This is a genomic window from Citrobacter sp. S39 (genome assembly GCF_009495675.1).
In the GTDB taxonomy this organism is placed as follows: Bacteria; Pseudomonadota; Gammaproteobacteria; order Enterobacterales; family Enterobacteriaceae; genus Citrobacter; species Citrobacter freundii.
Genome location: NZ_CP045555.1, coordinates 1,969,115 through 1,982,606, shown reverse-complemented (window position 1 = coordinate 1,982,606; position 13,492 = coordinate 1,969,115). Strand labels below are relative to the sequence as shown.

Here is a 13,492-nt window from a genome sequence, read left to right as displayed (position 1 = left end):
CTCCCTGACGCTGGCTAATGATGGGGCGAGCACCTCGCCCCAACGGTCTTATTTTTTACCGAATGGGTGTAACAATTTGTCAATTTCTGGGGTATCAATGTTCTTCGCACTGACAAATTTCACCGGAATATCAATCTCTTTCGGTACAGACTGACCCGATACCGCTGCATTCAGCGTCTTGATACCCTGGTAGCCAATCTGATAAGCGTCCTGCACCACAAATCCCTGAATCACTCCGGACTTCAGGAAGGCAATGATTGCCTCTGTGCTATCAAAACCAATCACCTTCACTTTGCCTTTCAGATTTTGGCTATCAATAGCGTTTGCTACGCCAAGCGTTGAGCCTTCATTTGTGCCATAAATTCCTGCAATATCCGGGTTGGCCTGGATCATATCGATGGTTTTATCCATCGCTTTTTGCGGATCGCCATCACTGTACTGGACCGGTAGCACCTGAATATCCGGATATTTCTCCTTCATACGGGCAATAAACCCTTCCGAACGTTCAATCGCAGAAGAGGTCCCCGCTACGTGCGCAATAATGCCCACTTTCCCTTTACTGCCCACTTCCGCTGCCAGCGCGTCTGCGGCTTCAGCACCGGCTTTACGGTTATTCGTGGCGACAAAGCTCACCGGGATATCAGAATTCACGCCGGAGTCAAACGTCACAACTTTAATACCGCGTGAATTTGCGGTCTCAACTAATGGCGCAAGCGCGTTGGCATCTAACGCAGCCAGTAATAATCCATTGGGTTTTTGCGCCATCGCGTTTTCAACCAACTGAATCTGCTCGGCAATCTGAGTTTCATCCGCCGGGCCAACATAGCTGGTTTTATCGCCCAACTCTTTTGCTGCTGCTTCCGTCCCCATTTTTACGGTTTGCCAGAATTCATGCTGGAAACCTTTACTGACCACCGGAAGGTTCATATCTTTAGCCAATACGCTGGATGTCATACAGGCCAGCAGGGATAACGCATAGACAAAATTCCTGGTTCTCATTGTTTTACTCCGTTCTGAGTGAGTCACCCTAAACGTCAGGGTTATGATGCCCCGTGACTTCCGGGAGCGTAAATCAACGAATTTTTTTGCGTAATGTATCGAGATAAACCGCGGCAATGACCACCACGCCCATGGCTACCATTTGCCAGAACTGGGAAACGCCCATCAGGTTCAGACCATTCTTCAGCACGCTCATAATGAATGCGCCGATGATCGTGCCGCCGATGGTACCAATTCCGCCCATCAAGCTTGTACCGCCAATAACAACCGCTGCAATGGCTTCCAGCTCATACCCCACGCCGACCGTTGGTTGTCCTGAGTTCAAGCGAGAGGCCAGAATCACCCCGGCAATCCCAGTCAGCAGACCACAAAAGGCGTAGACGAAAATTTTGACGCGCTGAACTTTAATACCGGAAAGATGTGCGGCTACCTCATTGCTACCCACGGCGTAAACATAGCGACCAATCACCGTTTTCTTCAGGATGTAGGCGGCAATTAACGCCACCACCACCAGGTAAAAAACGGGATAAGGCAGCACATCAAACAAACGTCCCTGGGCCAGCATTTTGAAGGTGGGGTAATCAGCGAAATAAATCGCACGACCATCGGTCATCACCATATTGATGCCTCTGACTGACATCATCAGGCCCAGCGTGGCGATAAAAGGCGGGATAGTCATTTTGGTGACCAGAAGGCCGTTGATATAGCCGCATAATCCCCCGGCCAGCACCCCCGCCAGAATACATACAGGCAGAGGCAATCCCAGCGTGGCGCTGATGCCTACCGCAACACCAGAAAAGGCCACTACCGAGCCAAGAGAAAGATCGATTCCTGAAGTGATAATGACAAAGGTAACGCCAATTGCCATGATGCCAATCACTGACGTTTGCAAGGCAATTGTCATGATGTTTTCAGTGTTAAAGAAAAATGGCGAACCAAAACTAAAAAATATTACTAAAATAATCAGACTCAAAAGCGGCGCAAGGCGCATTAAAAGTTCTTTGTTAATTTTTATTTTCTTATTATTGCTGTCTGAAGAGGTTACAGAGATAGTCATAAATTAGTCCTCTAACGTCGCGTATTGCATGATTTTTTCTTGTGTGGCGTCATCAGAAGCTAACTCCCCGGTAATACGTCCATTACGCATCACTAAAATGCGGTCGCACATACCCAGCACTTCCGGTAATTCAGAGGAAATCATGATAATTGACTTCCCTTTTGCCACCAATCGATTCATTAATTCATAAATTTCAAGTTTAGCCCCCACATCAATACCGCGAGTGGGTTCGTCAAAGATGAGAATATCGGTATCTTTACATACCCATCTGGCAATAATAATTTTCTGCTGATTACCGCCACTTAAATTCAGTGCCGCCTGCTCTAAATGTGGTGTTTTAATCCGTAGGGCTTTAACCTGTTCCTCGCTGGTTTTCTGACAACGTTTGCTGTCCACATTGCCATAGCGGTCGGAATATTCAGGATAATTGCCCAACATAATATTACGCTCAACGGACAGTCCTAATGCCAGCCCCTCTTTTTTTCTGTCCTCGGTTAAATAGCTGATACCCTGTTGGATAGCATCAGGAATATCTTTAATTACCGTCACTTTTCCGTTTAGCTTGAGGGTACCGCCATCAATGGGATCCGCGCCAAAAATCGCCCGCGCCAGCTCGGTACGCCCTGCGCCCATCAGACCAGCGAAACCCAATATTTCGCCCTGATACAGGGTGAAATCAATGTTGTTCAGTACACCATTGCGAGTCAGACCGCTGACTTCCAACACCGGCTTACGTTGAGCCAAAGGTCCACGACGAGGATAGATATTGCCGAGGTCCCACCCAACCATCATGGCAATCAGGTCGCTAATTTTAACCGCATCATAATCTACAGTGGCAATAAACTGACCATCACGCATCACCGTCGCACGATCGGCTATCAGCGCCAGTTCCTCCAGCCTGTGCGAGATATAAACAATGCCCGTCCCCTGTTCTTTCAGCAAACGGGTTACCTGAAATAAACTGTCGATTTCCGTTTCCGTCAGTGCCGCCGTCGGTTCATCCATAATAAGGATCTTAGCATTCACCGATATCGCTTTAGCAATCTCAACCATTTGTTGTTGCGCGACGGTCAGATCGGCCACCAGCGTTTCTGGGGAGATATTCAGGTTTAATTTTTGCAAAATATCGATAGCAGCCTGTCGCTGTTGTTTTTCATCCAGACGCCAGCGGTTATTTTTGCAAAACTCCCTGCCAATAAAAATATTTTCTTCTACCGTGAGTTCAGGGAAAAGATTAAATTCCTGGTGAATAATCGTGATACCTGCGCTTTGTGCGCTCAACGGGTTCGCAAAAGAAACAGATTGCCCTTCAAAAATAATATCTCCTTCATCAGGCTGATAAACACCGGATAAAATCTTCATCAACGTAGACTTTCCTGCGCCATTCTCACCCAGCAGCGCATGAACCTCGCCTTTGCGTAAAGCAAAATCCACATTACTCAACGCTAATACGCCGGGAAAACGTTTCGTAATATGACTCATCTGTAAAAATGTTTCAGACATTGCTGCTTTCCTCAATATACAGAAACTGCAATCAGTGAATCAGGCGAAAAAACGTTGCCAGGAAGCCATCGTCACCGTTAATGCGAATACTACCTATACGTTCATATGCGTTTTATCAATCATGCTAACTCGAGTTAGCGAAGTGCCTTTTAAAGCTATTTTAGCTACTCAAATTAGCCAAATCATTTGGTTTAAATCTGTGACGCTGAACAAACATTTTATTGCAAATACTTAATTTAAAAGGATTTATACAAAAATATGCGTTCTGGTTTATTTGACGCAGATCGAATTTTAACCACTTCTCGTGAAGCCTCTCACAGTTCCACAACAAAAAAGTTGTGCAAAAAACTCTCTAATACCTAAGCTAACTCGAGTTAGCAAAAATGAGTTATTCAGCCAACTGCGACGGTGGTGTTCAACATCCGCTTTTGCAGCACGGCATAAAGTGAGATGAGGAACCTCGAATGAAAAAAAATAGCTTACCGAAGATTGGCATTCGTCCGGTGATAGATGGGCGCCGTATGGGTGTTCGTGAATCGCTCGAAGAGCAAACCATGAATATGGCTAAAGCCACCGCTGCGCTGATCGCTGAGAAACTTCGTCACGCCTGCGGAGCGCAAATTGAATGTGTCATTGCCGACACCTGTATCGCCGGGATGGCGGAATCTGCCGCCTGCGAAGAAAAATTCAGCAGCCTGAATGTGGGCGTGACCATCACCGTGACCCCATGCTGGTGCTACGGTAGCGAAACCATCGACATGGATCCAATGCGGCCGAAAGCTATCTGGGGTTTCAACGGTACAGAACGTCCGGGGGCCGTTTATCTGGCTGCCGCGCTGGCTGCGCATAATCAAAAAGGACTTCCTGCCTTCTCTATTTACGGCCATGACGTACAGGACGCCGGCGACACCACGATCCCTGCCGATGTGGAAGAAAAATTGCTGCGCTTTGCCCGCGCGGGCTTAGCCGTCGCCGGTATGAAAGGCAAAACCTACCTGTCCGTAGGCGGCGTTTCAATGGGCATTGCTGGCTCTATTGTCGATCATAACTTCTTTGAATCCTGGCTGGGAATGAAAGTTCAACCCGTTGATATGACCGAACTGCGTCGTCGCATCGACCAAAAAATCTATGACGAAGCTGAGCTGGAAATGGCGCTGGCGTGGGCGGACAAAAACTTCCGCTACGGCGAGGATCAGAACGCGCAGCAATATAAGCGCAACGCAGAGCAAAGCCGTGCGGTGCTGAAAGAGAGCCTGCTGATGGCCATGTGCATTCGCGACATGATGCAGGGTAACCAGAAGCTGGCCGACAAAGGTCGGGTTGAAGAGTCGCTGGGATACAACGCGATTGCCGCAGGCTTCCAGGGCCAGCGTCACTGGACCGATCAATATCCGAATGGTGATACCGCCGAAGCGCTGCTCAACAGCTCCTTTGACTGGAATGGCATACGCGAACCGTTCGTTGTCGCCACCGAAAACGACAGCCTGAACGGCGTGGCGATGCTGTTTGGTCATCAACTTACCGGCACGGCGCAGGTCTTTGCCGATGTGCGCACCTACTGGTCGCCAGAGGCGGTGGAGCGTGTCACGGGTAAACCGCTGACCGGGCTTGCTGAGCACGGCATTATTCACCTGATCAACTCGGGATCGGCTGCACTGGATGGTTCCTGCAAACAGCGCGACGACGCAGGGAAACCGACCATGAAACCGCACTGGGAAATCTCGCAAAAAGAGGTCGATGATTGCCTGGCGGCAACCGAATGGTGTCCGGCTATTCACGAATACTTCCGCGGCGGCGGCTACTCCTCTCGCTTCCTGACCGAGGGCGGCGTGCCGTTCACCATGACTCGCATCAACATCATCAAGGGCCTGGGGCCGGTACTGCAAATCGCAGAAGGCTGGAGCGTGGAATTACCGGAAGATATGCATGACCAGCTCGATGCGCGCACCAACTCTACCTGGCCGACTACCTGGTTTGCCCCGCGCTTAACCGGTAAAGGCCCGTTCAGCGATGTCTATTCGGTTATGGCTAACTGGGGTGCAAACCACGGAGTGCTGACGATTGGTCACGTGGGCGCAGACTTTATCACTCTGGCCGCCATGCTGCGTATCCCGGTTTGCATGCACAACGTGGAAGACGAGAAAATTTACCGTCCTTCAGCCTGGGCAGCCCACGGAATGGATACGGAAGGCCAGGATTATCGTGCCTGCCAGAACTACGGTCCGCTGTATAAGCGTTAAACATCGAGCAATTGCCTGATGGTGGCGCTTACGCGTCTTATCAGGCCTACGAAGCGCACGGTTTTGTAGGCTGGATAAGGCGAAGCCGCCATCCGGCAATAGGTAATCTCCCAGGAGCAATTATGAAACAAGAGGTTATCCTGGTCCTCGACTGTGGCGCGACCAACGTGCGGGCCATAGCCGTTGACCGTCAGGGAAAAATTATCGCCCGCGCCTCTACGCCCAACGCCAGTGATATTGCCGCGGAGAACAGTATCTGGCATCAGTGGTCGCTGGAAGCCATTTTGCAACGCTTCGCCGGCTGCTGTCAGCGGCTCTCCACGCAACTGGCCAATTGCCGTATCTGCGGGATCGCCGTCACCACCTTCGGCGTAGACGGTGCGCTGGTCGATCAACACGGCAGGCAGTTATATCCGGTAATCAGTTGGAAGTGCCCGCGAACCGCAGCAGTAATGGAAAATATCCATCGCTACATGTCACCGCAGCAGTTGCAGGAAATCTCCGGCGTCGGCGCGTTTAGCTTTAACACGCTGTATAAACTGGTGTGGCTGAAAGAAAACCATCCACAATTACTGGAACAGGCGCACGCCTGGCTGTTTATCTCATCGCTTATCAACCACCGTTTAACCGGCGAGTTCACCACAGATATCACCATGGCGGGCACCAGCCAGATGCTGAACATCCAGCAGCGCGATTTCAGTGATGACATTTTGCAGGCGACCGGCATACCGCGCCGACTGTTTCCACGTCTGGTGGAAGCGGGCGAACAAATTGGGGTACTGCAACACGAGGCCGCCAGCCTGCTCGGGCTACCAGTGGGTATTCCTGTGATATCTGCCGGGCACGACACGCAGTTTGCGCTCTTTGGCGCGGGAGCTCAGCCAGACGAACCGGTGCTCTCTTCCGGTACATGGGAAATTCTGATGGTACGCAGCGCACAGGTGGACACCTCTCTGCTCAGCCATTATGCGGGTTCCACTTGTGAATTAGACAGTCATGCCGGGCTGTATAATCCCGGCATGCAGTGGCTGGCTTCCGGCGTGCTTGAATGGGTGCGTAAGCTGTTTTGGACTGCCGAATCGCCCTGGCAGACGCTGATTGACGAAGCCCGGTCCATTCCTGCTGGCGCAGAAGGCGTCAAGATGCACTGCGACCTGCTGACCTCTCAGAATGCGGGCTGGCAAGGGGTTACGCTCAATACCACCCGCGGGCATTTTTATCGCGCCGCACTGGAAGGACTGACAGAACAGTTGCAGCGGAATTTACACACGCTGGAAAAAATCGGTCATTTCCAGGCCACTGAATTGTTATTGGTTGGCGGGGGAAGCCGTAACGCATTGTGGAACCAGATTAAAGCTAATGTTCTCGGGATCCCTGTCAAAGTGCTGGATGACGCCGAAACCACCGTCGCAGGCGCCGCGATGTTTGCCTGGTCAGGCATTAGAGAATTTACCTCACCGGAACAGGCCCGTGCGCAGGTGCGCTACCAGTACCGTTACTTCTATCCGCAAACCGAATCCGAACTGACAGGAGTCGAGTAACATGCTCAAAACAATATCCCCCTTAATTTCCCCCGACCTGCTGAAGGTGCTGGCTGAAATGGGTCACGGCGATGAGATTATCTTTTCCGATGCTCATTTTCCGGCTCATAGCATGGGACCGCAGGTGATTCGCGCCGACGGTCTGCTGGTTAGTGACCTGCTGCAGGCGATTATTCCGCTTTTTGAACTGGACAGCTACGCCCCACCGCTGGTGATGATGGCCGCAGTAGAAGGCGACTCTCTCGATCCTGACGTCGAGGCTCGCTATCGACAGGCGCTTTCATTGCAGGCCCCCTGTCCAGACATCACGCGTATTGACCGTTATGCCTTTTACGAACGAGCGCAAAAGGCGTTTGCGATCGTTATCACAGGAGAGCGGGCAAAGTACGGGAATATTCTTTTAAAAAAAGGGGTAACGCCGTAATCTCTGGTCAGAATGCCCGTCTGGTACGGGCATTTATCATCAGATGAGGATCTGAACATGAAAGCGGCGCGCCAGCAGGCAATCGTAGATCTGCTTACCCACCACAAAAGCCTGACAACTGAAGCCCTGTCTTTGCAGCTAAACGTTAGCAAAGAGACCATCCGCCGCGATCTCAGTGAATTACAAACCCAGGGCAAGGTGCTACGCAATCACGGGCGGGCCAAGGCTATTCATCGGGAAAATCAGGACAGTGGCGACCCGTTTCATATTCGACTAAAAAGCCACTATGCCCACAAAGCAAATATTGCCCGCGAAGCGCTGGCATGGATCGAAGAAGGTATGGTGATAGCTTTAGACGCCAGCTCAACCTGCTGGTACCTGGCGCGACAGCTACCGGACATCAACATTCACGTTTTTACCAACAGCCAGCCCATCTGCCAGGAATTGGCTAAACGTGAACACATTCAGCTTATCAGCTCCGGCGGTCGCCTTGAGCGCAAATACGGTTGCTACGTTAATCCCTCGCTTATCTCGCAGCTTAAATCCCTCGATATTGACCTGTTTATTTTTTCCTGCGAAGGGATCAATAGCGACGGCGCGCTCTGGGACTCAAATGCAACCAACGCAGACTTCAAATCCATTCTGCTTAAGCGCGCATCGCAATCTTTATTGTTGATCGATAAAAGTAAATTTAATCGTTCGGGAGAGGCCAGAATTGGGCATCTGGATGATGTGACGCATATTGTTTCAGATACACAGCTGATTGAATCAATCCAGGCCGAATAGGGCGATTTCGCCGCCATCCGACCTGGATTGTAGCCTTATCGCTCGTCGCGACGACCGCCGACGGCCGCCCACAGACGACGTACGTGAACGGTTACTTCTTCACGGTCATGATACAGCTGACGCGCCTGAATTTGGGCATTTACGCCATGTTCATCAAGCTGGGCCTGAATGTAAGCCAGGTTCTGTGATACCTCTTCGTAGCGTTTTTTCATTGGCAGCTTGAGGTTGAATATCGTCTCACGACACCAGCCGTTGACCAGCCATTGTGCCATCAGCGCGGCGACCTTCGCCGGCTTCTCCACCATATCGCAGACCATCCACGAAATATTGTTCCGATTCGGACGGTATTTAAATCCGTCTTCACGCAGCCAGGTGACCTGTCCGGTATCCATCAGGCTTTGTGCCATTGGACCGTTATCCACGGAGTAAACCCACATGTTGCGTTTAACCAGCTGATAGGTCCATCCGCCCGGGCAGGCCCCTAAATCCACCGCATACATTCCGTTCGCCAGACGCTCATCCCATTCATCGGCAGGGATAAACACGTGCAGCGCTTCTTCCAGTTTCAGCGTTGAGCGGCTCGGCGCATCGGCCGGGAATTTCAGTCGCGGAATACCCATGTAGAACGGTGAGTTATTGTCAGGCCAGGAATAACCGGTATAACAACAGCCAGGGGCGATAAAGAAAACATGAACCACCGGACGTTTCGGCGTTTCATATTTTGCCAGTACGCCCGCTTCACGCAGCGCCGCGCGCAGCGGTACGGTAAATTTACGGCAGAACTTAACCAGCTCTTTGCTTTCATTGGTGTCGGCGACTTCGACACGCAGATCGCCACCCTTTTCCACCACGCCCTGCAGCATGCCAACGATCGGCGTAATGCGGTCTTCCGGCGGTAAATATTGCAGCAGTTCGCCCACCACAAACATTTGACGGGCAAAAATCAGTGAGCTAAACGGCAGCTCTTTCACTAGCTTTTCGGCATCATCCTGCTGATAGCATTCGAAGATGACGTAACCCGCATTGTCTTTCACACGGGCAAAACCGAAGATTTCCCGGCGCCCTGCTTTATCCGTAATTTCTGCGGCGCACTCTTTTTCAAAACCCGGGCGACACAACAACACAACCTTATTCATGGCTAACGCCCTTACGTTTCAATCTAATAGCACCCACTAACATCAGCGCCCAGCCCACAAGGAAGCTGAAACCGCCGACGGGGGTAACAAACGCCCACAGGCGTAAATGAGAGAGTGCAAGGCAATACAGGCTGCCGCTAAACAGCACCGTTCCTAATGCCAGAAACACGCTACTCCAGTAAAACCAAATGCTAATGCGTCGCTGCATGGCGACGGCCAGGCCAAAGATAGCCAACGTATGGAACGCTTGATACTCAAGGCCAGTCTGGATCCACCCCATCTCAACGACACCGAGGGTTTTACTCAGAACATGTGCCCCAAAGGCACCCAACGCCACAAAGATAAAGCCACTTACGGCGGCAAAAATCAGCATAAAACGGCTGGTCATGTGAATACCCTACGTAAATTATTGTTCATAACGAAAGCGGAATTTTTCTTGTTCCGTGGCCGCTTTAGCCAAAATCCACTGACGGAAGGCGGCTATTTTACCCAGTTCTGCCTGACTGTCATGACAAACCAGATAAAATGCGTTTTTGCTGACCAGAACATCGTTAAACGGACAGACCAGACGTCCGGCTTCTATTTCGGACTGCGCCATGACGTTATTCGCCAGCGCAATCCCCTGTCCGTGGATAGCAGCCTGTAGCACCATGGCGCTATGGCTGAAGATAGGTCCCTGCTGTACGTTGATATGATTCAGGCCAAGCTGGCGCGTATAGGCTTGCCAGTCACGGCGCGACGCATCGTGCAATAATGTGTGTTTAGCCAGATCGTCGGGCGTCTTCAACGGTTTATCACCGGTGAGTAATAGCGGCGAGCAGACCGGCAATAAATATTCTGCGTACAATTTTTCAACGCGCAGACCCGGCCAGTTGCCGCGTCCGTAGAAAATCGCCACATCTACATCGTCCGCCAGTTTGTCTTCCTGACGGTCCACCGCCTGGATCCTGACATCGATTCCCGGATAAGCTGAGTTAAAGCTAGAGAGTCTGGGCACCAGCCATTGGATCGCAAAACTGGGCAATAAACTGACGGTAAGTGCACCTTTTGCACTACGTGCCTGAAGTTTACGCGTCGCGTCTGTTAATTGCGAAAAAATCTCTTTGATGTCGAGGAAGTAGCTTTGGCCTTCTTCCGTTAACAGCAAAGATCGATTGCGTCGACGAAACAGCTTCAGCCCCAGGAAATCCTCAAGAGACTTGATTTGATGACTTACTGCGGCCTGCGTCACAAAAAGCTCTTCTGCTGCGCGAGTAAAGCTCAAATGACGCGCTGCAGCATCAAAAACACGCAACGCATTTAAGGGTGGTAATCGTTTTGACATGACTTTTAGGCTTTGATGTTAAATGAATTTAACAATTGACTAACAGGCTGTAACCTATTAGTTTTTTTTATCTGAGCCATTATAAATTGTCCGTTGAGGTTCTACCAGCAAATACCTATAGTGGCGGCACTTCCTGAAGCCGGAACGAAAAGTTTTATCGGAATGCGTGTTCTGGTGGGCTTTTGGCTTACGGTTGTGATGTTGTGTTGTTGTGTTTGCAATTGGTCTGCGATTCAGACCATGGTAGCAAAGCTACCCTTTTTCACTTCCTGTACATTTACCCTGTCTGTCCATAGTGATTAATGTAGCACCGCCAAATTGCGGTGCTTTTTTTTGTCCGACTCTTTGTCGATGGATGACCGGTTAGTTATCCAGTTCTACCATCTCTTTCACGTCAGTGCGGTTAATCTGCTGTTTGTTGCCGTTAGCGTCTTTATACGAAATCATCCCCGTTTCACTATCGGTCTGTGGCTTACCGTCAGCTACGATTGATCGACCATCGTTGGTGTGCATCACGTAATTCGAACCGGAACAAGCGCTCAGGGCAAAAGTCAGCATACAGGCAGAAATTATGGCGGCAGTCTTTTTCATCTTCTTCTCCTTAAAGCGATTTATGCTATTAAAAACATACTCCGTAACAGGCAAAATTGTTCGCCTAACGCTATTTAGCATAAGACACTGAGCGGGCTTTGCCAGGATATCCAGAGTATTCCGATGGTTAGCGCAACCCTTGTATCAATGCCCTTTTTGCGCCACGATCGGTTTACTGAACTGAGGAATACCATGAACGCTTTTAACCCCGCGCAGTTTCGCGCACAATTTCCCGCACTCAACGATGCTGGCGTCTATCTCGACAGCGCTGCTACGGCGCTGAAGCCACAGGTGGTGATTGAGGCTACCCACCAGTTTTATAGCCTGAGCGCCGGAAACGTCCATCGCAGCCAGTTTGCTGAAGCCCAGCGCCTGACCGCACGCTATGAAGCCGCGCGGGAAAAAGTCGCAAGGCTGATTAATGCGCCGGATGACAAAACCATCGTCTGGACCCGCGGCACAACGGAAGCGATCAACATGGTTGCTCAAAGCTATGCGCGTCCACGCCTTCAGCCGGGTGATGAGATTATCGTTAGCGCAGCGGAACATCACGCCAACCTCGTGCCCTGGCTGATGGTCGCGGAGCAAACGGGGGCTAAGGTCGTCAAACTCCCACTCACCCCCGATTTATTGCCAGACGTTGAGCGCCTTACGCAACTCATTACCCCGCGCAGCCGCATTCTGGCACTCGGGCAAATGTCGAACGTCACCGGTGGCTGCCCGGATCTGGCCCGCGCCATCACGCTCGCCCATGCGGCTGGCATGGTGGTGATGGTTGATGGTGCCCAGGGGATTGTCCATTTTCCTGCCGACGTACAACAGTTAGATATTGATTTCTATGCGTTCTCGGGCCACAAGCTGTATGGCCCAACCGGTATTGGCGTGCTGTACGGTAAGCCTGAATTACTGGAAGCTATGTCACCGTGGCTCGGCGGCGGAAAGATGATTAGCGAAGTCAGCTTCGACGGTTTCACCACCCAGGCAGCCCCATGGAAGCTGGAGGCCGGTACGCCTAACGTTGCTGGCGTTATCGGGCTAAGCGCAGCGCTCGAATGGCTGGCGGACGTCGACGTTGCACAGGCCGAAAACTGGAGCCGGGGTCTGGCGACGCTGGCAGAAGATGCGCTGGCGAAACGCCCCGGCTTTCGGTCCTTCCGCAGCCAGGATTCCAGTCTGTTAGCCTTTGATTTCTCGGGTGTTCATCACAGCGATATGGTTACGCTATTGGCCGAATATGGCATTGCGCTGCGCGCGGGGCAACACTGCGCGCAACCGCTACTGGCAGAACTGGGCGTATCCGGGACACTACGCGCTTCATTTGCCCCTTATAATACACAAAGCGATGTGGATGCGTTGGTCGCAGCCGTCGACCGCGCGCTGGAAATATTGGTGGATTAATGACAAGCCCTTTGTTCGCCGGACACCCGTTTGGCACAACCGTAACCGAAGAGACGTTACGCAATACCTTTATCCCGCTCACTCAGTGGGAAGATAAATATCGTCAGCTGATACTGCTGGGTAAGCAGTTGCCGGCACTTCCGGATGCGCTAAAAGCACAGGCCAAAGAAATCGCGGGCTGTGAAAACCGCGTCTGGCTGGGGCATACTCTTCATGCGAATGGCACTCTGCATTTCTTTGGTGACAGCGAAGGTCGAATAGTACGCGGGCTGTTGGCGGTATTACTCACCGCGGTCGAAGGTAAAACGGCCGCCGAGTTACTGGCGCATTCACCAATGGAATTATTTGACGAGCTGGGTTTACGCGCGCAGCTTAGCGCCTCGCGTAGCCAGGGGCTACATGCTCTTAACGAGGCGATTCTTGAGGTTGCTCAGAAAGCCGGATGACGGCGCTGATACGTCTTATCCGGCTTACAACACCGCACAAACCGTAG

General features: G+C 51.4%; 13 protein-coding genes. 6 read left to right on the top strand and 7 right to left on the bottom strand.

The features are described from left to right. Positions 1-48 precede the first annotated feature (48 nt). From GFB57_RS09420 to GFB57_RS09410, 3 genes are all read right to left on the bottom strand, one after another. Positions 49-999, bottom strand: coding sequence for a substrate-binding domain-containing protein (locus tag GFB57_RS09420; RefSeq protein WP_003034057.1), 951 nt, complete (start codon positions 997-999; stop codon positions 49-51). A 73-nt stretch (positions 1,000-1,072) separates the two neighbouring features. Continuing rightward, positions 1,073-2,056, bottom strand: a complete 984-nt coding sequence (locus tag GFB57_RS09415) for an ABC transporter permease (protein ID WP_003034055.1) — start codon at positions 2,054-2,056, stop codon at positions 1,073-1,075. A 3-nt stretch (positions 2,057-2,059) separates the two neighbouring features. Then, complete coding sequence (locus GFB57_RS09410; protein ID WP_290366965.1) at positions 2,060-3,559, bottom strand: sugar ABC transporter ATP-binding protein; 1,500 nt, start codon at positions 3,557-3,559, stop codon at positions 2,060-2,062. Between the two features lie 464 nt (positions 3,560-4,023). On the opposite strand from GFB57_RS09410, the gene fucI reads away from it, so the two are divergent. The 4 genes from fucI (at position 4,024) to fucR (ending at position 8,550) form a co-directional block, all read left to right on the top strand. Beyond that, the gene (gene fucI / locus GFB57_RS09405; protein ID WP_003034050.1) at positions 4,024-5,799 is read left to right on the top strand and encodes an L-fucose isomerase; all 1,776 of its coding nucleotides are present in this window, start codon (positions 4,024-4,026) and stop codon (positions 5,797-5,799) included. A gap of 122 nt (positions 5,800-5,921) precedes the next feature. After that, on the top strand, positions 5,922-7,340 hold the full coding sequence (gene fucK / locus GFB57_RS09400) for an L-fuculokinase (protein WP_003034048.1): 1,419 nt from the start codon (positions 5,922-5,924) through the stop codon (positions 7,338-7,340). Between the two features lies 1 nt (position 7,341). Then, positions 7,342-7,764: an L-fucose mutarotase gene (gene fucU / locus GFB57_RS09395; RefSeq protein ID WP_003034046.1), complete on the top strand. Its 423-nt coding sequence runs from the start codon at positions 7,342-7,344 to the stop codon at positions 7,762-7,764. 57 nt (positions 7,765-7,821) lie between these two features. Next, complete coding sequence (fucR, locus tag GFB57_RS09390; RefSeq protein WP_003034043.1) at positions 7,822-8,550, top strand: L-fucose operon activator; 729 nt, start codon at positions 7,822-7,824, stop codon at positions 8,548-8,550. A 35-nt stretch (positions 8,551-8,585) separates the two neighbouring features. Here fucR and rlmM read toward each other — a convergent pair whose 3' ends face one another. From rlmM to GFB57_RS09370, 4 genes are all read right to left on the bottom strand, one after another. Next, positions 8,586-9,686: a 23S rRNA (cytidine(2498)-2'-O)-methyltransferase RlmM gene (gene rlmM, locus GFB57_RS09385; protein ID WP_003034040.1), complete on the bottom strand. Its 1,101-nt coding sequence runs from the start codon at positions 9,684-9,686 to the stop codon at positions 8,586-8,588. Next, positions 9,679-10,074, bottom strand: coding sequence for a DUF423 domain-containing protein (locus tag GFB57_RS09380; RefSeq protein WP_003034037.1), 396 nt, complete (start codon positions 10,072-10,074; stop codon positions 9,679-9,681). Before GFB57_RS09380 ends, rlmM begins: the two co-directional genes overlap by 8 nt. Before the next feature lie 18 nt (positions 10,075-10,092). Continuing rightward, a complete protein-coding gene (gcvA, locus tag GFB57_RS09375) occupies positions 10,093-11,010 on the bottom strand; it encodes a glycine cleavage system transcriptional regulator GcvA (RefSeq protein ID WP_003034035.1) in 918 nt (305 codons plus the stop codon). A 363-nt stretch (positions 11,011-11,373) separates the two neighbouring features. Continuing rightward, complete coding sequence (locus GFB57_RS09370; RefSeq protein ID WP_003034032.1) at positions 11,374-11,601, bottom strand: YgdI/YgdR family lipoprotein; 228 nt, start codon at positions 11,599-11,601, stop codon at positions 11,374-11,376. A 192-nt stretch (positions 11,602-11,793) separates the two neighbouring features. Between GFB57_RS09370 and csdA the strand changes: the two genes are divergently transcribed. After that, on the top strand, positions 11,794-12,999 hold the full coding sequence (gene csdA, locus GFB57_RS09365) for a cysteine desulfurase CsdA (RefSeq protein WP_003034028.1): 1,206 nt from the start codon (positions 11,794-11,796) through the stop codon (positions 12,997-12,999). Beyond that, positions 12,999-13,445: a cysteine desulfurase sulfur acceptor subunit CsdE gene (gene csdE, locus GFB57_RS09360; RefSeq protein WP_003034025.1), complete on the top strand. Its 447-nt coding sequence runs from the start codon at positions 12,999-13,001 to the stop codon at positions 13,443-13,445. Before csdA ends, csdE begins: the two co-directional genes overlap by 1 nt. Positions 13,446-13,492 lie beyond the last annotated feature (47 nt).

Coding starts and splice junctions, on each gene's coding strand:
- fucR (WP_003034043.1), top strand. CDS start 7,822: ATGAAAGCGGCGCGCCAGCAGGCAATCGTAGATCTGCTTACCCACCAC.
- fucI (WP_003034050.1), top strand. CDS start 4,024: ATGAAAAAAAATAGCTTACCGAAGATTGGCATTCGTCCGGTGATAGAT.
- GFB57_RS09380 (WP_003034037.1), bottom strand. CDS start 10,074: ATGACCAGCCGTTTTATGCTGATTTTTGCCGCCGTAAGTGGCTTTATC.
- fucK (WP_003034048.1), top strand. CDS start 5,922: ATGAAACAAGAGGTTATCCTGGTCCTCGACTGTGGCGCGACCAACGTG.
- csdA (WP_003034028.1), top strand. CDS start 11,794: ATGAACGCTTTTAACCCCGCGCAGTTTCGCGCACAATTTCCCGCACTC.
- GFB57_RS09370 (WP_003034032.1), bottom strand. CDS start 11,601: ATGAAAAAGACTGCCGCCATAATTTCTGCCTGTATGCTGACTTTTGCC.
- fucU (WP_003034046.1), top strand. CDS start 7,342: ATGCTCAAAACAATATCCCCCTTAATTTCCCCCGACCTGCTGAAGGTG.
- GFB57_RS09410 (WP_290366965.1), bottom strand. CDS start 3,559: ATGTCTGAAACATTTTTACAGATGAGTCATATTACGAAACGTTTTCCC.
- rlmM (WP_003034040.1), bottom strand. CDS start 9,686: ATGAATAAGGTTGTGTTGTTGTGTCGCCCGGGTTTTGAAAAAGAGTGC.
- csdE (WP_003034025.1), top strand. CDS start 12,999: ATGACAAGCCCTTTGTTCGCCGGACACCCGTTTGGCACAACCGTAACC.
- gcvA (WP_003034035.1), bottom strand. CDS start 11,010: ATGTCAAAACGATTACCACCCTTAAATGCGTTGCGTGTTTTTGATGCT.
- GFB57_RS09415 (WP_003034055.1), bottom strand. CDS start 2,056: ATGACTATCTCTGTAACCTCTTCAGACAGCAATAATAAGAAAATAAAA.
- GFB57_RS09420 (WP_003034057.1), bottom strand. CDS start 999: ATGAGAACCAGGAATTTTGTCTATGCGTTATCCCTGCTGGCCTGTATG.